The 18976-nt window shown below is 69.5% G+C and carries 17 protein-coding genes, 1 tRNA gene and 1 pseudogene; 5 read left to right on the forward strand and 14 right to left on the reverse strand.

All coding sequences use genetic code 11. From position 1 onward, the window contains the following. From PHQ87_RS06950 to PHQ87_RS07000, 11 genes and pseudogenes are all read right to left on the reverse strand, one after another. Positions 1–703, reverse strand: a pseudogene (locus PHQ87_RS06950) (glucans biosynthesis glucosyltransferase MdoH); the annotation flags it as partial. After that, complete coding sequence (locus PHQ87_RS06955; protein WP_300232485.1) at positions 676–2115, reverse strand: glucan biosynthesis protein G; 1440 nt, start codon at positions 2113–2115, stop codon at positions 676–678. The gene PHQ87_RS06955 and the pseudogene PHQ87_RS06950, both read right to left, overlap by 28 nt. 326 nt (positions 2116–2441) lie before the next feature. Then, positions 2442–3869, reverse strand: coding sequence for a sigma 54-interacting transcriptional regulator (locus PHQ87_RS06960; RefSeq protein WP_300232453.1), 1428 nt, complete (start codon positions 3867–3869; stop codon positions 2442–2444). A 9-nt stretch (positions 3870–3878) separates the two neighbouring features. Continuing rightward, complete coding sequence (locus PHQ87_RS06965; RefSeq protein ID WP_300232455.1) at positions 3879–4571, reverse strand: hypothetical protein; 693 nt, start codon at positions 4569–4571, stop codon at positions 3879–3881. After that, positions 4561–5979 carry an ATP-binding protein gene (locus PHQ87_RS06970; RefSeq protein ID WP_300232456.1) on the reverse strand — a complete coding sequence of 473 codons (1419 nt, stop codon included), beginning with the start codon at positions 5977–5979 and terminating at the stop codon, positions 4561–4563. Before PHQ87_RS06970 ends, PHQ87_RS06965 begins: the two co-directional genes overlap by 11 nt. A 6-nt stretch (positions 5980–5985) precedes the next feature. Further along, positions 5986–7347 carry a tRNA (N6-isopentenyl adenosine(37)-C2)-methylthiotransferase MiaB gene (miaB, locus tag PHQ87_RS06975; RefSeq protein WP_300232459.1) on the reverse strand — a complete coding sequence of 454 codons (1362 nt, stop codon included), beginning with the start codon at positions 7345–7347 and terminating at the stop codon, positions 5986–5988. Between the two features lie 76 nt (positions 7348–7423). Continuing rightward, entirely contained in the window at positions 7424–7831 is a 408-nt protein-coding gene (locus PHQ87_RS06980) for a hypothetical protein (RefSeq protein ID WP_300232461.1), read from the reverse strand. Positions 7832–7895: 64 nt separating this feature from the next. Continuing rightward, on the reverse strand, positions 7896–8456 hold the full coding sequence (locus tag PHQ87_RS06985; RefSeq protein ID WP_300232486.1) for a YaeQ family protein: 561 nt from the start codon (positions 8454–8456) through the stop codon (positions 7896–7898). 67 nt (positions 8457–8523) lie between these two features. Beyond that, positions 8524–8600 (reverse strand) — tRNA-Met (locus PHQ87_RS06990). A gap of 36 nt (positions 8601–8636) precedes the next feature. Next, complete coding sequence (locus tag PHQ87_RS06995; protein ID WP_300232463.1) at positions 8637–9428, reverse strand: enoyl-CoA hydratase; 792 nt, start codon at positions 9426–9428, stop codon at positions 8637–8639. Positions 9429–9539: 111 nt separating this feature from the next. Continuing rightward, positions 9540–10559: a LysR substrate-binding domain-containing protein gene (locus tag PHQ87_RS07000; protein ID WP_300232466.1), complete on the reverse strand. Its 1020-nt coding sequence runs from the start codon at positions 10557–10559 to the stop codon at positions 9540–9542. 135 nt (positions 10560–10694) lie between these two features. On the opposite strand from PHQ87_RS07000, the gene PHQ87_RS07005 reads away from it, so the two are divergent. Further along, complete coding sequence (locus tag PHQ87_RS07005; protein WP_300232469.1) at positions 10695–11213, forward strand: DUF2917 domain-containing protein; 519 nt, start codon at positions 10695–10697, stop codon at positions 11211–11213. Here the strand turns inward: PHQ87_RS07005 and PHQ87_RS07010 are convergent. Continuing rightward, the gene (locus PHQ87_RS07010) at positions 11210–11590 is read right to left on the reverse strand and encodes a TfoX/Sxy family protein (protein ID WP_300232471.1); all 381 of its coding nucleotides are present in this window, start codon (positions 11588–11590) and stop codon (positions 11210–11212) included. The genes PHQ87_RS07005 and PHQ87_RS07010 overlap by 4 nt on opposite strands. Positions 11591–11674: 84 nt before the next feature. On the opposite strand from PHQ87_RS07010, the gene PHQ87_RS07015 reads away from it, so the two are divergent. Beyond that, positions 11675–12655: an MBL fold metallo-hydrolase gene (locus PHQ87_RS07015; RefSeq protein ID WP_300232472.1), complete on the forward strand. Its 981-nt coding sequence runs from the start codon at positions 11675–11677 to the stop codon at positions 12653–12655. Between the two features lie 114 nt (positions 12656–12769). Further along, the gene (locus PHQ87_RS07020) at positions 12770–14020 is read left to right on the forward strand and encodes an anion transporter (protein WP_300232475.1); all 1251 of its coding nucleotides are present in this window, start codon (positions 12770–12772) and stop codon (positions 14018–14020) included. Positions 14021–14036: 16 nt separating this feature from the next. Here the strand turns inward: PHQ87_RS07020 and PHQ87_RS07025 are convergent, their stop codons facing one another. Then, positions 14037–14939 carry a DUF6279 family lipoprotein gene (locus PHQ87_RS07025; protein ID WP_300232476.1) on the reverse strand — a complete coding sequence of 301 codons (903 nt, stop codon included), beginning with the start codon at positions 14937–14939 and terminating at the stop codon, positions 14037–14039. On the opposite strand from PHQ87_RS07025, the gene glmU reads away from it, so the two are divergent. Next, positions 14938–16344 (forward strand): bifunctional UDP-N-acetylglucosamine diphosphorylase/glucosamine-1-phosphate N-acetyltransferase GlmU, encoded by a 1407-nt coding sequence (glmU, locus tag PHQ87_RS07030; RefSeq protein WP_300232479.1) that lies wholly within the window; start codon positions 14938–14940, stop codon positions 16342–16344. The genes PHQ87_RS07025 and glmU overlap by 2 nt on opposite strands. Before the next feature lie 75 nt (positions 16345–16419). Here the strand turns inward: glmU and PHQ87_RS07035 are convergent, their stop codons facing one another. Beyond that, entirely contained in the window at positions 16420–16941 is a 522-nt protein-coding gene (locus tag PHQ87_RS07035) for an Lrp/AsnC family transcriptional regulator (protein WP_300232481.1), read from the reverse strand. Positions 16942–17084: 143 nt separating this feature from the next. Here PHQ87_RS07035 and glmS point away from each other — a divergent pair, with 143 nt between their 5' ends. Then, on the forward strand, positions 17085–18953 hold the full coding sequence (glmS, locus tag PHQ87_RS07040) for a glutamine--fructose-6-phosphate transaminase (isomerizing) (protein ID WP_300232483.1): 1869 nt from the start codon (positions 17085–17087) through the stop codon (positions 18951–18953). Positions 18954–18976 lie beyond the last annotated feature (23 nt).

Raw genomic sequence — 18976 nt, forward strand, 5'->3', positions numbered from 1 at the left:
TTCCCTGTGCGGCCAGCACGCCTCGCAGGCGCTCCCAGGCCTCGCGCTCGGCCTCGGCCTTGCCGGGCTGGTAGCTGTCGGAGAGCACGAAGACGTCGAAGTGACGGCCTTTGCCGGTGGCCATCAGCGACTCGCAGGTGGCGCGCAGGCCGGCGAAGACGGTGTCCACGTCCTCGTTGCAGATGGGCATGATGATGGCGGTGCGGCCGTCATCGGGCAGGGGCACATCCTTCACGTCGGCCGCGCGCAGGCTGTGGCGGTCACCGCGCACCTGCACCCAGAAACCCATCAGCGCCGTGGCAAAGCCGGTGACGATCCAGGTGGACAGCAGCACGAACAGCGCCATGTGCGCCGCTTCGAGCCAGGCATGGCTGGACTGTGGCTGGGTGCGCAGGAACAGGCCCGCCGACAGCAGCACCGACACCAGGGTGATCAGCCCCAGCACTGCGCGCCGGCCACGGGCGGCCTGCTGCCACGGGGCCAGGGGTTCGGCCGGATGGTGCTGGCGCGCCTGGCGCGGGGGCAGCCAGCGGTGCAGCGTGCCGATCAGCGCGACGCCGATGCTGTTCCAGAAACCGAGCCAGGGGCGCGGGGTCATGGAGCCGCGCGCGACGGGTGGCGCGGTCAGCGCGTTGGGATGACGTTCGTCGGGCCAGGCGGTGCTGGCCACCGTATTCACTCGGGCAGGATGACGTGTGTCCATGTTTCGCTCACGGTGTCTTGACGATGCTGGAGAAAGGCGCGGACTTCGACCGGCCGCCGGGGGTCGATCCGGTCGATGCGCAGGCTGGCGCGCCAGCCCTGGGTCTCGGGATTGGGGTAGGCCAGGGCCTCGAGCACGTCGCCGTGCTCGTTGGTGCTGACCACGACCTCGACCGGCGCGTCCGGGCCCAGCCGTTCCAGGGCGGGGCCGGTGAAGTCGAGGATGAAATGCGGCTGGCGCTCCTGCGTCTGCGCGTCGAGCCTGGTGTAGCCATAGCCGGTGCGGGTCTGCGCGACCCAGGACGCGGGCGGGCGCTGCCCGTCGTCGCCCTGCCACAGCAGTTCGTAGGCGAAGTCCAGGGGTTGGCCGGGCGCCGGCAGGCGCTCGGGCACCCAGTAGGCGACGATGTTGTCGTGCGTTTCGTCGGGGGTGGGCAGTTGCACCAGCTCGACGCGGCCCGGCCCCCAGTCGCCTACCGGGCGCACCCAGGCGCTCGGGCGGCGCTCGTAGCGGGCCTCGATGTCCTCGTAACTGGCAAAGCGCCGGTCACGCTGCATCAGGCCGAATCCGCGCGGCTGGCGCATGGCGAAGGAGCTCACGCTGAGCTGTCTGGGGTTCTGCAGCGGGCGCCACAGCCATTCGCCGGTGTCGGTCGCCACCATCAGGCCGTCGGAGTCGTGCACCTCGGGGCGGAAATCGGTGGCGCGCGGCTGGTTCTCGCCGAACAGGAACATGCTGGTCAGCGGTGCGATGCCCAGGGTGCGGATCGGCGTGCCGCCCTCGCGCAGGTACACGCGCGCCTGCACATCCATGGCGGTGGTGCGTCCGGGCCGGATCACGAAGCGCCAGGCGCCCGTGGCGCGCGGCGAATCGAGCAGCGCGAGGATGGTGATCTCGGTGGCGCCCGGGGCCGGGCGCACGAGCCAGAAGTCGGTGAAGCGGGGGAACTCCTCACCCCGGTCGCCACCCACCGTGTCGATGGCCAGGGCGCGTGCCGACAGGCCGTACTGCTGGCCGGCACCCAATGCGCGGAAATAGCTCGCGCCCAGGAACACCACCAGCTCGTCCTTGTAAGCCGGGTTGTTGAGCGCGTAGTGGACACGGAAACCCGCGTGGCCGATGTCGCCCCAGCGCTGTGGCTGCAGTCGGTTGGCGCCGAAGTCGTAGTCGCTGCTGCGGTAGGGCAGGTCGCGCGGGCCTTCGTCCGAGATTTCGTGGATGCGCACCGGCTGCGTCTGGTACAGGCCGAGGTGGAAGTACTGGACCTCGAAGGGCAGCGACCGGTCGCGCCACGTCGCGTGGTCGGTGCGGAAGCGGATGTCGCGCACGCCGTCGTAGTCCAGCCGGGCCAGGTCTGCCGGCAGGCTCGAGGGCGCCGGGCGGTACGGCTGCGCGGCACGCTGGCGTGCCATGTCGCCGAGCTGCGCCCAGCCCAGCCGGGCGTTGTCGGCGGTCGGGGACGGGGTGGGGGGCTGTGCCTGGACGCTCTGGCTGAGCAGCAGGGTGATGGCCGCCAGGCAGGCTGCTGGCAGTCGGAAAGTTCGGATCATGCCCCCTGGACTGCAAGCACTGTGCCAGGGGTGAAATGCCTTTCAGATCAACGACTTGGGGGGCGTTTTTATGTGTCCGGATGTAGCCGGCGCCGAAGAGGGCGTTTGGGCTGGCATTTTGTCGCCAGCTGGCGACAGACTGGTGGCCGCTTCATGGGGTTTCGAGGGAAATCAACACCTTACGGGTGTCACTCGTCGGCGACAGATGTCTGGTCGCCGTTGTCGTCGGCGCCGCCATCGCTCTTGAACAGGCCCGGCGTGAGCTTGTGTTTTTGCAGCAGGCGGTAGAACTCGGTGCGGTTGCGCTGGGCCAGGCGGGCCGCGTCGGCCACATGGCCATCGGTCATCTTGAGCAGGCCCACGAGGTACTCGCGCTCGAAGCGCTGGCGCGCCTCGGCCAGGCTGAGCACGCTCACCGACGGCGTGCGCAGGGCGCGCTGCACCAGCGCCAGCGACACCAGCGCCGTGGTGGACAGCGCACAGACCTGCTCGACCACGTTGTAGAGCTGGCGCACGTTGCCGGGCCACGAGGCCATGGTCAGTGCCTTGATGGCCTCGGGGGCGAAGCCCGACACCCGCTTGTTGTACTTGGGTGCGAGCTGCATCAGGAAGTGATGGGCCAGCAGCGGGATGTCCTCGCGCCGCTCGGCCAGCGTGGGCAGGGTCAGCGTGACGACGTTCAGGCGGTAGTACAGGTCCTCGCGGAACTGGCCCTCGGCCATGGCCGTTTCGAGGTCGCGGTGTGTGGCCGAGATGATGCGCACGTCCACCGGCACCGACTGGCTCGATCCGAGCGGGCGCACGGCGCGCTCCTGCAGCACGCGCAGCAGTTTGACCTGCAGTGCCGGCGGCATGTCGCCGATTTCGTCGAGCAGCAGCGTGCCGCCGTCGGCGGCCTGGAACAGCCCCTTGTGGTTGGCGTGGGCGTCGGTGAACGCGCCCTTGACGTGGCCGAACAGTTCCGATTCGAGCAGCGCCTCCGGGATGGCGCCGCAGTTGACGGCCACGAACGGCTTTTTGGCGCGGCGGCTGGCCTTGTGGATGGCGCGGGCCAGCACCTCCTTGCCCGTGCCGCTGTCGCCGCGCAGCAGCACGCTGGCGTCGCCCTGCGCGATCAGGCGCGCCTCGGCCAGCAGGTCGGCCATGCGGCTGGAGCGGCTGATGATCTCGGCGCGCCAGGCATCGTCGGCGCTGCGCGGCGCGGGCGCTGCCGGGTGCAGCGCCACGGCCTGGGCGATCTTGTCCAGCAGTTCGCGCGCGTCGTAGGGTTTGGTCAGGTACGAGAACACGCCGCGCGAGGTGGCCTCCACGGCATCGGGAATGGTGCCGTGCGCGGTCAGCAGGATGACCGGCAGCGAGGGGTGGCGGCGCCGGATCTCGTCGAACAGGGACAGACCGTCCTTGCCGGGCAGGCGCACGTCGGAGAGGACGACCTGCGGGCGTTCGATGTCCAGGTGGCTCAGTGCGGCCTCGGCCGAGGCGACGGCGGTGACCCGGTAGCCGGCCGCTCCCAGCCGCATCGAGAGCAGACGCAGCATGTCCGGGTCGTCATCGACGACCAGCAGCCTGGGCTGTCCGGCATCATGGCCGGTGGTGGGTGGGGTGCGCGATGGCATGGGCAAGGCTCAGCGTGAGGGTGTGGCCGCCGGGCGGGGCGAGAGGCTGCGCTCGATCGCGCGCATGGCGTCGAGCTGGTCGTTGAGCAACTCGATGCGGCGCTGCGCGTCGCGCCATTGCAGGTTGAGGCGCTCGTTGCTCTCTTCCAGCTTGCGCTGCGTGGCCAGGCGCGTGGCGAGCAGGCGTGCCAGGGGCTTGAGCGCCACCGCCTCATCGCCGGGGTGGCTGATCACCCGCTGCAGCAGGCCCAGGGTACGCACGGTGTCCTGGGGCGGGGGCGCATGCATGAGGGCCAGGGCCAGTTGCATCTGCAACCGGGCACTGCTGCCCGGTTCGCCCAGGTCGGCGATCTCGGCAATGACCTGGGCCGGCGGCATCTGCCGCAGCCGCTCGGCGTAGGCCAGTGGCCAGCCCGGCAGGCCAGGGGACGGCGCCACTGCCCCGGTGGGTGGCGATGGCACGGCGGAGGTGCCGTCCGTGGCCGACGGTGGTGGCGGCGACGTCGGGGTGTCGGCGGTGGCCGGCGCCGGCGTGGTGACTTCGGCGGGCACGGCGGGTGCGCTGGCGGTGTCGTCGACGCGAACCGGCGTGGCCTGACAGGCCGCCAGCAAGACCAGCGAGACCAGGGCCGCGGTCATGGCCGGTCGGCGGCTGGTCCATGGCAGCGTCGTGGCCTGTCGGCCACTGGGTTCAATCGGCATGGGGAAGTTCGATCCGGAAATGGGCGCCTCGTGGCGAGGGCAGCAGGGCAATGCGCCCTCCGTGGGCATGGATGTATTCTTGCACGATGGACAGGCCGATGCCGGTGCCCTTGGCGGCGTCTTCCGGCTGGCGTGCACCACGGAAGAACGGCTCGAACACCCGGGCGGCATCTTCTCCGGCCACGCCAGGGCCTTCGTCGGTGATGTCCAGCTGCGCGATGCCCGGCTGCCGTGTCAGTTCGATCCCGATGCGGCCTCCGATGGGCGAGAAGCGGATGGCGTTGGACAGCAGGTTGCCCAGCGCCGAAGCGATCTTCGCCGCGTCCAGGGGCAGCGTTATGTCGGTGCCCTGCACGCTGACCTTGAGCTGGCGCGCCTGCCAGCGCAGGCGCTGCTCGTCCACCTGCGACTGCACCAGCGCCAGCAGGGGGGTGGGCTGGCGGTTGAGCTGCCGGGCCTCGAAGGCCGCGGCATTGAAGCGCAGCAGCGCCTCGATCTGCTGCTGCAACTGCTGCGTGTTGTGGCGCAGGATGGTCACGACCTCGGCCTGGCTCTCGCTCAGCGGTCCGGCCACGCCGTCGCCGAGCACCGCCACGCCCTCGTGCATGGAGGCCAGCGGGGTCTTGAGCTCGTGCGAGATGTGGCGCAGGAAGCGTGCCTTGTCGGCGTCCAGTTCGGTCAGGCGCAGGCGCAGCCATTCGAGCTGCTGGCCCACGCTGCGGATGTCGGGTGGCCCGGGGATGTCGATCGGTTCCTGCAGGCGGTTTTCGCCCAGGCCGACGATGGCGCGCTCCAGGCGTTTGAGCGGGCGTGTGAGCCAGATGCCGAAGCCGATGGCCATGGCCGCCGCCAGCACGATGGAACTCAGCACCAGCATGGCCAGTTGCTGGCGGTTGCGCTCGAAGCGCGCCTGCAGGGCTTTGTTGCGGTGACCGATCACGGTCTGCACCTGCTGCGCGACCAGGGCGTTGAGCCGGTCGAGCTCGCGGAACTCCTGCGCCACCTCGCGCTCTCGGTCCAGCGCCGTCTCGATCGGGCCGTCGAGCAGATGTTCGATGAGCTCGAGCTGCTTCTGCCAGAGGCCGACCGTCTCGGGGGGCAGGTCGTTGTCGCGCAGGCGGCGCAGGATCTCGTGCGACTGTTCGGCGCCCTGCAGGAACACCTGACGCAACTGGCGGTCGCCCAGGATCAGGGCCTGTCGTGCGGCGCGTTCCATGGCCTGGCTGCGCTCGCTCAGCGACTGGGCGGCGGTGCTCAGCTCGATCGCCTGTTCCGTGCTGGCCCGGCTGAGCGACATCAGCGACTCGAGCAGGAACAGGCTGCGCAGCGCCGTGGCACCCAGCAGCGCGCCGATGACCAGGAAGGCCACCAGCAGCAACTGCGGAAACGAAAAGCGCAGCGGCCGCACGGCCGGTCAGGCGGTTTCGCGGACCAGAACCTCGCCGCGCAGCGAGTGCGGCAGCGCCTGCGTGATGCGCACGTCGATCATCTGGCCGACCAGGCGCGCCGCGTTCGGGCCACCGTCAAAGTTGACGATGCGGTTGCACTCGGTACGGCCCATGAGCTCGGCCGGGTTCTTGCGCGAGGGGCCCTCGACCAGGATGCGCTGCACGGTACCCTCGCGGCTGGCGCTGATGCGGCGCACGTTCTCCTCGATGGTGGCCTGCAGGTGCTGCAGCCGGCGCAGCTTGACCTCGTGCGGCGTGTCGTCCGGCAGGTTGGCTGCCGGCGTGCCCGGCCGCGGGCTGAAGATGAAGGAGAAGCTGCTGTCGAAGCCGACGTCGGTGATGAGCTTCATCATCTTCTCGAAGTCTTCCTCGGTCTCGCCCGGGAAGCCGACGATGAAGTCGCTGCTCATGGAGATGTCGGGGCGGATCGCGCGCAGCTTGCGGATCGTGCTCTTGTATTCCATGGCCGTGTAGCCACGCTTCATCGCCATGAGGATGCGGTCGCTGCCGTGCTGCACCGGCAGATGCAGGTGGCTGACCAGTTGCGGCACCTTGGCATAGGCCTCGATCAGGCGCGGCGTGAACTCGTTCGGATGGCTGGTGGTGTAGCGGATGCGCTCGATGCCCGGGATCTCGGCCACGTACTCGAGCAGCAGCGCGAAGTCGGCGATCTCGGCCGTGTCGCCCATGACGCCGCGGTAGGCATTGACGTTCTGGCCCAGCAGCGTCACTTCCTTGACGCCCTGGTCGGCCAGACCGGCGATTTCCACCAGCACGTCCTCGAACGGGCGGCTCACTTCCTCGCCGCGCGTGTAGGGCACGACGCAGTAGCTGCAGTACTTGGAGCAGCCTTCCATGATGGACACGAAGGCCGAGGCACCCTCGACACGGGCGGGCGGCAGGTGGTCGAACTTCTCGATCTCCGGGAAGCTGATGTCGACCTGGGGCTGCTGCAGCCGGTCGCGCGCCTTGAGCATCTCGGGCAGGCGGTGCAGGGTCTGCGGGCCGAACACCACGTCCACGAAGGGCGCGCGCCGGATGATCTCGGCACCTTCCTGGCTGGCCACGCAGCCGCCGACGCCGATCAGCACGCCCTTTTGCTTCAGGTGCTTGACGCGGCCGAGGTCGGAGAACACCTTCTCCTGCGCCTTTTCGCGCACCGAGCAGGTGTTGAACAGGATCAGGTCGGCCTGTTCCGGGTCCTGGGTTTTCTCGAAGCCTTCGGCGGCGCCGAGCACGTCGGCCATCTTGTCCGAGTCGTACTCGTTCATCTGGCAGCCGAAGGTCTTGATGTAGACCTTCTTCGTGGGGGTCGTGGTGGTGGTCATGGCATGGCTCCTGGGCGCGGGGGCGCACGGCCGCCGCGGCGAATGAAAACGGATGCGCGATGGTGCGCGTGAAGGCTCAGCGGGGGCTGTCGCCGAGCGTGGAGTCGTTGTGCTGGCTGCCCAGGCGGGCGCGCTTCTCGGCGGCCTCGGCTTCGGTGAGGAGCCAGACCTCGTGCACCTGGCCGTGCGGGTCGGACAGGTAGTTCACGGTCAGGGGCTGGCCGACCAGGGTGCCGGACAGCACCAGTGTGTTGGTGGTGCCGCGGATGCGGGCGCCCGGCGACAGGCGCATGGGCGTGCCGTCCATGGTGATCTCGGGCGGTGCCTTGACCACCATGGTGGCGCGGATGGCCTTGTCCGGGAAATGGCGGAGGGTGGTCTGGGCCAGCACCTGGCCGGCCGTGGCCAGTGCGAGGGCGGCAGCGGCCAGGGCGGCGGGTGGGCGCCAGGCGCGCGCCGGGGAGCGGATGTCGCAGCGGTTCATGGTGTAGATCCAGAGGCTGGGGGAACAGCCCGGGATTGTCTCACGGCGCCGGGGACGCCAGCCATCACTTCCAGCGCACGGGCTCCAGCAGCACGCTGCCTTGGGGGCTGGACAGGGTCAGGGTGCCGTCCTGGATCAGGGCCTGCAGTGGCATGCTGCGTTCGGCCAGTTGTGTCAGCGCCTGGGCCTGCCCGGCCGGCAGGCGCCACACCTGCAGGCGCTCGAGCCGGGCCAGTTTGGGCGCGATGCCCTTCCACCAGACCTCGGCCGCCGGCCCGAAGGGGTACACGATCACCGCATCGGCCTGGCTGCAGGCCTTGGCCAGTGGCTTGTCCTCGGGTTGGCCCACCTCGATCCACAGGCGCTTGCGGCCGGTGAAGTCGGTCAGGGAGGCGTCCGGGTCGTCCGGGTCGGACAGGCCGGCACCGAAGGCCAGGGTGCCGTCGCCACCGCAGGTGTCGTTGAGTTCATGGGCCTGCAGCGCCAGCGCCGCCAGGCGCACCATCATGCGCTCGTCGGTCTCGCTCGGGTGGCGGGCCAGGGTCAGCGCGTGGTCGGCGTAGTAGCCGTGGTCGATGTCGGCGATGGCGACGTTCGCCTTGAAGATGGTGGACTTGAGGGCCATGGCGAAGGCAGTCAGCGAGCGGGCAAAAGAAAAAGCGGACACCGTCGCCGGGTCCGCTTTTCAGGTCTGGTGGCGATAGGTGGACTTGAACCACCGACATCAGCATTATGAATGCTGCGCTCTAACCAACTGAGCTATATCGCCGAAGACGCGCATTGTAGCCTAAAAAATGCCCGCCGCTCAAGCGTTCCTGAATTTTGCTTCGCGCTTGTTGAGGAAGGCGTCCATGCCTTCCTTCTGGTCCTCGGTGGAGAACAGGGCGTGGAACATGCGGCGCTCGAACATCAGGCCGTCGGAGAGGTTGCCCTCGAAGGCACGGTTGACCGATTCCTTGGCGGCCATCACCGCCAGTTGCGAGAACGCGCAGATCTGCAGCGCGGCGCCCAGTGCCTCGTCCATCAGCTTGTCCAGCGGCACGACCCGGCTGACCAGGCCCGAGCGTTCGGCCTCGGTGGCGTCCATCATCCGGCCGGTCAGGGCCAGGTCCATGGCCTTGGACTTGCCGACTGCGCGCGGCAGGCGCTGCGTGCCGCCGGCGCCGGGGATGATGCCGAGCTTGATCTCGGGCTGGCCGAACTTGGCGTTGTCGGCGGCGATGATGAAATCGCACATCATCGCCAGCTCGCAGCCGCCGCCCAGGGCGAAGCCGCTGACGGCCGCGATCACGGGTTTGCGGATGCTGCGGATGGTTTCCCAGTTGCGGGTGATGAAGTCACCCCGGTAGGCGTCGGCGAAGGTGTACCTGGCCATGGCGCCGATGTCGGCGCCGGCCGCGAAGGCTTTTTCGCTGCCGGTGACGATCATGCAGCCGATGGCCTCGTCGGCATCGAAGGCCTTGAGCGCGGCACCCAGTTCGTCCATGAGCTGGTCGTTCAGGGCATTGAGCTGTTTGGGGCGGTTCAGCGTCACGATGCCGACGCGGCCTTCGGTGCGCACGGTGATGAGTTCGGGGGAGGTGGCTGTCTCGCTCATGGGATGTCCTTGCAAGGGTGGGCGGTTGGAATTGACGTGAACGTCAACTATAGCCCGGCCGGGGCCTTGGCAAGCACCCGCCGGCCATGACCGCGCGGCGGGGCGCCGGCCTCAGTCGATGTGATCGACCGTGTCGGGGTCGGGCACGTCGCCGATGGCCTGGCGCGTGCGCTCGGCCTCGCGCAGCAGCCAGTCGCAAAAGGCCTTGACCTCGGGGCGCTGCACGCTGCGCGGCGCCACCAGCAGCCAGTAGGCCAGCGGCGAGTCGAGCCGCAGCCGGGGCAGGGGCTCGATCAGGTCGCCGTTGGCCAGGCTTTCGGCCACCAGCGGCAGGCGTGCCAGGGCCACGCCCTGCCCCGTGAGGGCGGCCTGCACGATCTGGTTGGCGTAGTTGGAATACAGCCAGCGCTTGGGTGACAGGCGCAAGCCGGGCCGGCCGCGCGTGTCTTTTGCGCCGGTCGCCGGGGCGTGCAGGTCCAGCCAGCGCTGCCAGGTCAGCCATTCGAGGTGGCGCGTGCGGTGGGCGTCGCCGGCCTCGATCAGCGCGTGCCGGGCCAGATCCTCCACCCGGTTCAGCGGCGTCTCGCGCAGCAGCCACGGGCTGGCCACAGGGGTGAGCTGCTCGCCGAACAGCCGCACCGCGCCAGAGCCCATGGCCGAGGGGGCGGCGTAGCGCAGGGCCAGGTCCACATCGGCGGTGGCCAGGTCCACCGCCGCATCGGTGGCGTCGATGCGGATGTCGATGTCGGGGTATTCGCGCTGGAAGGCTTCCAGCCGCGGAATCAGCCACATCGACGCGAACGAGGCCCAGGTGGTGATGGCCACGCTGCGGCGCCCCGCACTCTGGCGGATCTGCCGCACGGCCGCGTCCAGGCGCTCCAGCGCCGCGCCGGTGGCGCGCAGCAGCAGCGTGCCGGCGCTGGTCAGCTCGACCGCGCGCGTGTGGCGCAGGAACAGGGGCATGCCTACCTCGTCCTCCAGCGACTGGATCTGGCGGCTGACGGCGCTTTGCGTGAGCGACAGCTCCTCGGCGGCGGCGCGGAAGTTCAGGTGGCGGGCCACCGCGTCGAAGGCGCGCAGGTAGCCGACCGAGATCGGGCGCGTGCGGGGGTGGCTGGCGGGCAGGCTCATGGGCGGGTCTCCGGTGGTTCCGCATTGATGCGAAGTCCGAATCAAACGGCGCATCGCATTTCATTGGACGCAGCCATGGGCTTCGCGGATCATCGCCATGACAGAAGCCCCATCCGGGTGTCCAAGGAGATCGTCATGACCGCCGTCATTGTTGCAGAAAACGTCAACCGCTCATGTCTTGAGGGCATCAATGCGCCGATTGGCAAGCCGGTGACCGGCGCATGGCGTCTGCGCCCGGGGCAGGCCCTGGGCCTGCGCCCGCTGTCGCCGGCGCTGCTGTTGGTGCGGCAGGGCCGGGTCTGGGCCACGCTGGGCATCGACGGGCTGCGCGTGCCGGGTGAGATGGGCGACCACTTCCTCGGCGTCGGCGAGCGGTTGCGCGTGCCCGCGGGGGCGCGGCTGGTGATGGAGGTGGTGGCGCGCCAGGGTGAAGCGGCGCAGGAAGCCTGCTTCGACTGGCAGGACGCGCCGACGGCCGGGGTGCCGCAGGCCCGTTTCGAGCGCGAGGTGCTGGTCCACTGGCGCGCGCTGGGCCGCGGCCTGGTGCAGGCGGCGTTGGCCGCCGGTTTCCTGCTGCGTGGCGTGCTGGGCTATGCCGCCGGCAGCCTCGCGGGGCGGCGCCAGCTCGATACCGTGTCCGGCTGCCGCGGCTAGCGGCCGGCGCGGTCCGCCCGGCGGCGCCGGTGGGCGGGCCGCTGCCGGGCCGCCAGCGCGGCCTCCAGGGCCAGGCGGGCCCAGGGCGCCATGAGCGCTGGCGATTCCAGCGCCTCGGCCGGTGGCGTGTGGTAGCGCAGGCGCGTCGTGCGCCCCTGGGCGGTGTACTCGAAAGGCCGGCCTCCGGCCTGCACGAACATCGGCTCCGTGGCGGCGTGGGTCTTGAGGAACAGGGTGTCCCAGGCGATGATGCCCACCGTCATGCCGTCCACCGACAGCCCCCAGCCACCGAACAGGCGTTGGGCCCGGCACTCGCCGAGCACGGACAGCAGTTCGCAGGCATGCAGGACGAAGGGGTCGGTCACCGGTCGCGGCATGGGCAATGGAATTTACGAATGCGAAATTAATTTCGATTAGATAAAATCGACGTCCTGCAGCAGATCCACCCCACGGAGACCACCATGAGCAAAGCTTTCGCTTCCCAGGCCGACCTGGAGGACAAGAAGATCACCTTCGAGCAACTGAGCCCGCACTGCTGGGCCTACACCGCCGAGGGCGACCCGAATTCCGGCGTGATCATCGGCGACAAGTACATCATGGTCAGCGACACCACGGCCACCCCGGCAATGGCCAAGGACCTGATTGCCAAGATCCGCACCGTTTCCGACAAGCCCATCAAATACGTGCTGCTGACACATTACCACGCGGTGCGCGTGCTCGGTGCCAGCGCCTACCAGGCCGAGGGCGCGACCGAGGTCATCGCCAGTCGCGGCACCTACGAGCTGATCGTCGAGCGCGGCGCGCAGGACATGCAAAGCGAGATGGAGCGCTTCCCGCGCCTGTTCCGGGGTGCCGACAGCGTGCCGGGCCTGACCTGGCCGACCATCGTGGTGGGCGACGGCACACCGGGCCGCCAGGGCTCGATCGAGCTCGACCTGGGCGGCGTGAAGGTGCAGATCTGGCACCCCGGCATGGGCCACACCCGGGGCGACACCATCGCCTGGGTGGAGCAAGAGAAGGTGCTGTTCAGCGGCGACCTTGTCGAGTACGAGGCCGGCGTTTACACCGGTGACGCCCAGCTGCAAGAGTGGCCCGCCACGCTGGAAGCCCTGCGCGCCCTGGAGGCCGAGGCCCTCGTGCCGGGCCGTGGCGAGGCGATGAAGGGCAACGCCAACGTCAACAAGGCGCTGGACTACACCCAGCGCTGGGTCACCATGCTGTACGAGGCCGGCAAGGAGGCCGCGGCCGCGAAGATGGACCTCAAGGCCGCCATGGCCCATACACGTCAGCGCATGGACCCGGTGTTCGGCCATGTGTTCATCTACGAGCACTGCCTGCCGTTCGATGTCAGCCGCGCGTATGATGAGGCCAGCGGCATCAAACACCCCCGCATCTGGACCGCCGAGCGCGACAAGGAGATGTGGGCGGCGCTGCAGGGCTGAGTCCGCACCGTCCTTTCCTCTCATCACGCTTGCCTAACGACGTTTCCGCGCCTCGGCGCCGTGTGTTCTGTTTGAACTGCGCCCCGGGCGCGGTGCGGTGGGAGGCCGCCCCCGATGCATGACGGACGCGACTGGGGCGTCGTCGCCGTGTTCGGCATCGTCTATCTGGGCATGTTCCTGGGCGGCCTGCCGCGCCTGAAGCTCGACCGCTCGGGGGTGGCGTTGCTGGGCGCCATCGCCGTGCTGGCCCTGACCGGCATGCCGCTGGACGAGGCGGCGCGGTCGGTGGACCTGCCGACCATCGTGCTGCTGTTTGCCTTCATGGTGGTGGCCGCCCAGATGCGCTTGGGCGGTTTCTACACCGAGGTCACGCGCCGTGTGGGCGCCATGCCCCTGTCGCGTGCCGGTCTGCTGGCCGCCCTGATCGCCGCCTCGGGTGCCATGTCGGCGGTGTTTTCCAACGACATCATCTGCCTGGCCATGACGCCCGTGGTGGCGCGCCTGTGCCTGCAGCGCGGCCTGGACCCGGTGCCCTTCCTGATCGGCCTGGCCTGTGCCGCCAACATCGGCTCGGCGGCCACGCTGATCGGCAACCCCCAGAACATGCTGATCGGCTCGGTGCTGCAGCTCGATTTCGGCGCCTACCTGCGCGAGGCGGCCGTGCCGGTGGCGGTCAGCCTGGTCCTGCTCTGGCTCTGGCTGGCCTTCGGCCCGGGCGCCAGGCGCGGGGCCACCGAGATCCGTCGCCCCACCGGCATCCGGCTGGACGGCACCGGCGCGCCCCCGTTTGACCGCTGGCAGACCGTCAAGGGGCTGACGGTGGCGGGCGTGCTGATGGTCGTGTTCCTGTTCACCGGCTGGCCGCGCGAGGTGGCCGCGCTGGTCGGCGCCGGCGTGCTGCTCCTGAGCCGGCGGCTGCATTCGTCGCATGTCATGGGTTTTGTGGACTGGCCGCTGATCCTGCTGTTCATCGGCCTGTTCGTCGTCAACCACGCCTTCGAGCGCACCGGGCTGTCGGCCGAGGCCGTGGCCTGGCTCCGCGGCCAGGGGGTGCACCTGGACCAACCCGGCCCCTTGCTGGTGGTGGGTGTGGCGCTGTCCAACCTGGTGTCCAACGTGCCGGCCGTCATGTTGCTGCTGCCGCATCTGGGGGCCGATCCGGCGTCGTCCGGTGTGCTGCTGGCCCTGGTCAGCACCTTTGCCGGCAATCTGCTGCTGGTGGGCTCGATTGCCAACCTGATCGTGGCCGACCTGGCCGCCAAGGAGGGTGTTGCGCTGGACTGGAAGCGGCACGCCGCCACCGGTCTGCCGGTCACCCTGGCATCGGTGCTGGTGGTGTGGGCCTGGCTGGGCTGGCGCGGCTGAACCGGCGCGGGCTTGCTCAGTCCTGGCCGCCCAGCGAGCGCAAGTCGCTCTCGTAGTCCTTGAGCACGCGCTCGGCATGCGCCCGTTGCTCGGGCGATGTGTGGTTGTGCAACGCGGCGAACAGCTCGCAGCCATGGCGCACCACCGCCGCGGTGGGGTGGTCGGCCGCCTGGCTGGGAGGCAGGCGGCTGGCCAGCCAGTCGCCCGCGGCGCGCGCCGTGCTGGCCTGGCGTGCCGGCCCGGGCGGCAGTGCCTGCCACTGGCGGACCATCTCGCGCAGCTCGCCGGCCTCGCGCTGGTTCGTTTGCAGGGTCTGCTGCGGGTCGAACGGCGACCGCGCCAGCCACTGGCGCAGCAGGTCCTCCTGCGCACGGGTCAGGGGGCCGTACAGGGTCTCGTAGCGGCTGCGCAGGCGGTTGGCGCGCCGGTCCAGACGCTGCCCGGGTGTGCCGCGCAGGAAGTCCTTCTCGAAACCTTCCAGGCGCTTGTGCTGGTGGCGCTCAAAGTGGGCCATCTGGGCGGCGTCGAGCTGCAGCGCCAGCCGGGCCAGGGGCGGGCCCGCCTGCCCCGCCATGCGCAGCCACGCGTCGCGCAGCTCGTCGTACTGGCGGCACACCGCCTCGGCGGTGACGTCGTCCCGGGCCATGTCCTGCCAGCGCCGCAGCAGGGCGGCGTAGCGCGGCAGCTCCCGGGCCCGGTGCCAGGCCATGAAGCGGTCGATGTCCTGCCGCACCTGCGACGACTGGCCGTCATGGAGGTCGGCGTAGCTGTCGATCCACCAGTAGAGCAGGTTGTGCGCCTGACCGTAGCCGATGCGCACGGTGCTGCAGGCGCCCAGCGCCAGCAGCACCAGGCTGGCGGCGATAATCCTCAGCCATGTCAACAAGGGGCCGGCAGCGCCCACAGGAGTGAGGTTCATGACGTTCCCGGTGGATGTGGTGGTGATGGCGGCAGGCAAGGGCACGCGGATGAAAAGCCGCAAGCCCAAAGTGTTGCACCGTCTGGGCGGCCGTGCACTGGCGCAGCATGTGCTCGACACCGCCGCCGGGGTATCGGCGCGCTCGGTGGTGGTGATCACCGGCCATGGGGCCGACCAGGTCGAGGCCGGCCTGCAGGCGCCCGTGGGGGCCGATGGCCAGGCGGTGGACCTGCGCTTCATGCGCCAGGAACCCCAACTGGGCACCGGCCATGCCGTGCAGCAGGCCGCCCCCGTGCTGCCCGACGATGGCGTGACACTGGTCCTCTCGGGCGACGTGCCCCTGACCCGGGCCGACACCCTGCAGGCGCTGATCGACACCTGCGGCGGCGAGCACCTGGCCCTGCTGACCCTGGACATGCCCGACCCGACCGGTTACGGCCGCATCGTCCGCGCCCCGGATGGCGCGGTGAGCGCCATCGTCGAACACAAGGACGCCAGCGACGCGCAGCGCGCGATCCGCGAGATCTACAGCGGCATCATGGCCGTGCCCACGCGCCTGCTGCGCGGCTGGCTGGCCCGGCTGGACAACCGCAACGCCCAGGGCGAGTACTACCTGACCGACGTGGTGCGCTTTGCCGTCGCGGATGGCCTGCGCGTGCAGGCCCACCGGATCGACGATGCGGTGCAGGTGGCCGGCGTCAACAGTCCGCGCCAGTTGGCCGAACTGGAGCGCGCCTACCAGCGGCGCCTGGCCGACGAGCTGATGGACCAGGGTGTGCGCCTGGCCGATCCGGCGCGCCTGGACGTGCGGGGTTCGCTCCACTGCGGGCAGGACGTCGAGATCGATGTGGGTTGCGTGTTCGAGGGCCGCGTCGAGCTGGGCGAGGGGGTGCGTGTCGGGGCCCACTGCGTGCTGGCCAACGTCGTGATCGGCGCGGGGGCGGTCATCCATCCCTTCACGCACATCGATGGCGAGAAACCCGGTGTGCGCGTGGGCCAGGGCGCCCTGATCGGGCCGTTTGCCCGCCTGCGCCCGGGCGCCGTGCTCGGGGCCGAGGTGCACATCGGCAACTTTGTCGAGGTCAAGAACAGCACCCTGGCCGATGGTGCCAAGGCCAACCACCTGGCCTACCTGGGCGACGCCACCGTGGGCGAGCGCGTCAACTACGGCGCCGGCAGCATCACCGCCAACTACGACGGGGCCAACAAGCACCGGACCGTGATCGAGGCCGACGTGCACGTGGGCAGCAACTGCGTGCTGGTGGCGCCCGTGACGCTGGGCGCCGGCGGCACCATCGGCGGCGGCTCGACCATCACCAAGGACACGCCGCCGGGTGCGCTGAGCGTGGCGCGTGGCAAGCAGGTGTCGATCCCGGGCTGGAGCCGCCCCGCCAAGAAGAAGTGATGCCGGACCCGGCGGCCACCGGCGGGTGGGCGTCGGAGCGCCAATCGCGTCGCGATGCGACGGCCAGTGGTGGCGTCAGGCGTCGGGGGTGGACCCGGGTCCCGGCGCGATCCGGGCCGGCAGGGGCAGACGCGGGTCGAACTTCGCGCGCTTGATGCTGAAGAAGGCCTTGACGTTGCGCACATTGGCATCCGCCGTGAACAGCCGCTGGGCCAGGGCCAGGTAACCGGGCATGTCGGTCGTGTGGATCACGAGCATGAAATCGGGGCCGGGGCTGACGCGGTAGCACTGCTGCACCTCGGCCTCGGCGACCGCGCGCGCCTCGAAGGCCTCCATGTGCCCGGTGTCCTGCCGCTCCAGCGTGACCTCGACCAGGGCGGTGAGCCCGTGGCCGATCAGGGGTGCCAGGCGGTCGTGGCTGAGGACGGCCACCTCGCGCTCGATCAGACCCAGCTCGCGCAGGCGCTTGACGCGCCGCAGGCTGGTCGGTGGCGACACATGCACCGCCTCGGCCAGCGCCAGGTTGCTGCGCCGCGCATCGTTCTGCAACTGGGCCAGCAGCTTCAGATCGATTTCGTCTATGAAATCTTCGTTCATTTAATATTGTTTTATTTAATTGAAATTCCACATGATCGTATGTTCGTATGATTATTTCATAATCACGAAAAAAATGATCATTCATTCCACAGCGCGCTGCCTATCATCACCGCCATTCATTGCGGTTCATCCAGGAGGTTTCCATGTGTGGCATCGTTGCCGGTGTGTCCGGGCGCGACATCGTTCCCGTGCTGGTGCAGGGCTTGCAGCGGCTCGAATACCGCGGGTATGACTCGTGCGGGGTGGCGGTGCACGCCGGGCCCGATGGCCTGCGGCGGGCGCGCAGCACCTCGCGCGTGGTCGAGCTGGCCCAGCAGGTGCAGGCCGAGCACGTGGCCAGCGGCACCGGCATCGCGCACACGCGCTGGGCCACCCACGGCGCGCCGGCGGTGCACAACGCGCACCCGCATTTCAGCCACGGCCCCGCGGCGGCCGCCGAGGCCCCCGGGCGCGTGGCGCTGGTGCACAACGGCATCATCGAGAACCACGACGAGTTGCGTGCCGAACTGCAGGCCAAGGGCTACGTCTTTGCCAGCCAGACCGACACCGAGGTGATTGCGCACCTGGTGGATGCGCTTTACGAGGGCGACATCTTTGCCGCCCTGCAGGCGGCGGTGTCGCGCCTGCACGGCGCCTACGCGCTGGCCGTGTTCCACCGCGACGAGCCGCACCGCGTGGTCGGCGCGCGCGCCGGCTCGCCGTTGGTGCTCGGGGTGGGCGAGGGCGAGGGGGCGAGAGAGCACTTCCTGGCCAGCGACGCCATGGCCCTGGCCGGCGTGACCGACCAGATCGTGTACCTGGAAGAGGGCGACCTGGTGGACCTGCAACTGGGCCGCTACTGGGTGGCCGACCGCAGCGGCCGGACGCTGGCCCCGGAGCAGCGCCCGGTGCGCACCGTGCACGCGCACAGCGGCGCGGCCGAACTCGGGCCCTACCGCCACTACATGCAAAAGGAGATCTTCGAGCAGCCGCGCGCCATCGGCGACACGCTCGAGGGGGTCGAGGGCATCACGCCCGAGCTGTTCGGCGACGGCGCGTACCGCGTGTTCAAGGAGGTTGACCAGGTGCTGATCCTGGCCTGCGGCACCAGCTACTACAGCGGTTGCGCGGCCAAGTACTGGCTGGAAGACATTGCCGGCATTCCCTGCAACGTGGAGGTGGCCAGCGAATACCGCTACCGCACCAGCGTGCCCAACCCGCGCACGCTGGTGGTCACCATCAGCCAGAGCGGCGAGACCGCCGACACCCTGGCTGCCCTGCGCCACGCCCAGGGCCTGGGCATGCACCGCACGCTGACCATCTGCAACGTGGCCACCAGCGCCATGGTGCGCGAATGCGAGCTGGCCTACATCACCCGTGCCGGTGTGGAAATCGGCGTGGCTTCGACCAAGGCCTTCACCACGCAACTGGCGGGCCTGTTCCTGCTCACGCTGGCCCTGGCCCAGGTGCGGGGCAAGCTGAGCGAGGAACAGGAGGCCGAACACCTCAAGGCCATGCGCCATCTGCCGGTGGCCTTGCAGGCCGTGCTGGCGCTGGAGCCGCAGGTCATCAGTTGGGCCGAAGACTTTGCGCGCATGGACAACGCGCTGTTCCTGGGCCGTGGCCTGCACTACCCGATCGCTCTGGAAGGCGCGCTCAAGCTCAAGGAAATCAGCTACATCCACGCCGAGGCCTACCCGGCCGGCGAACTCAAGCACGGCCCGCTGGCCCTGGTGACCAGCGCCATGCCGGTGGTGACCGTGGCGCCCAACGACGCGCTGCTGGAAAAGCTCAAGAGCAACATGCAGGAAGTGCGCGCGCGCGGCGGCGTGCTCTATGTGCTGGCCGACGCCGACACCCGCATCGGCCGCGACGACGGCGTCAACGTGATCCGCATGCCCGAGCACTACGGTGCCCTGTCACCCATCCTGCACGTGGTGCCGCTGCAACTGCTGGCCTACCACACGGCCCTGGCCAAGGGCACCGACGTGGACAAGCCACGCAACCTGGCCAAGAGCGTGACGGTGGAGTAGTTTTTCGGCCGCTGACGTTTGGT

The sequence above is a fragment of the Hydrogenophaga sp. genome, assembly GCF_028698005.1.
Classification (GTDB): domain Bacteria; phylum Pseudomonadota; class Gammaproteobacteria; order Burkholderiales; family Burkholderiaceae_C; genus Hydrogenophaga.

Bases quoted from the DNA above. Each gene is read 5' to 3' on its own strand.
- PHQ87_RS06955 (WP_300232485.1), bottom strand. From the start codon at position 2,115: ATGGCACGCCAGCGTGCCGCGCAGCCGTACCGCCCGGCGCCCTCGAGC.
- PHQ87_RS06960 (WP_300232453.1), bottom strand. From the start codon at position 3,869: ATGCCATCGCGCACCCCACCCACCACCGGCCATGATGCCGGACAGCCC.
- PHQ87_RS06965 (WP_300232455.1), bottom strand. From the start codon at position 4,571: ATGCCGATTGAACCCAGTGGCCGACAGGCCACGACGCTGCCATGGACC.
- miaB (WP_300232459.1), bottom strand. From the start codon at position 7,347: ATGACCACCACCACGACCCCCACGAAGAAGGTCTACATCAAGACCTTC.
- PHQ87_RS06980 (WP_300232461.1), bottom strand. From the start codon at position 7,831: ATGAACCGCTGCGACATCCGCTCCCCGGCGCGCGCCTGGCGCCCACCC.
- PHQ87_RS06985 (WP_300232486.1), bottom strand. From the start codon at position 8,456: ATGGCCCTCAAGTCCACCATCTTCAAGGCGAACGTCGCCATCGCCGAC.
- PHQ87_RS06995 (WP_300232463.1), bottom strand. From the start codon at position 9,428: ATGAGCGAGACAGCCACCTCCCCCGAACTCATCACCGTGCGCACCGAA.
- PHQ87_RS07000 (WP_300232466.1), bottom strand. From the start codon at position 10,559: ATGAGCCTGCCCGCCAGCCACCCCCGCACGCGCCCGATCTCGGTCGGC.
- PHQ87_RS07005 (WP_300232469.1), top strand. From the start codon at position 10,695: ATGACCGCCGTCATTGTTGCAGAAAACGTCAACCGCTCATGTCTTGAG.
- PHQ87_RS07010 (WP_300232471.1), bottom strand. From the start codon at position 11,590: ATGCCGCGACCGGTGACCGACCCCTTCGTCCTGCATGCCTGCGAACTG.
- PHQ87_RS07015 (WP_300232472.1), top strand. From the start codon at position 11,675: ATGAGCAAAGCTTTCGCTTCCCAGGCCGACCTGGAGGACAAGAAGATC.
- PHQ87_RS07020 (WP_300232475.1), top strand. From the start codon at position 12,770: ATGCATGACGGACGCGACTGGGGCGTCGTCGCCGTGTTCGGCATCGTC.
- glmU (WP_300232479.1), top strand. From the start codon at position 14,938: ATGACGTTCCCGGTGGATGTGGTGGTGATGGCGGCAGGCAAGGGCACG.
- PHQ87_RS07025 (WP_300232476.1), bottom strand. From the start codon at position 14,939: ATGAACCTCACTCCTGTGGGCGCTGCCGGCCCCTTGTTGACATGGCTG.
- PHQ87_RS07035 (WP_300232481.1), bottom strand. From the start codon at position 16,941: ATGAACGAAGATTTCATAGACGAAATCGATCTGAAGCTGCTGGCCCAG.
- glmS (WP_300232483.1), top strand. From the start codon at position 17,085: ATGTGTGGCATCGTTGCCGGTGTGTCCGGGCGCGACATCGTTCCCGTG.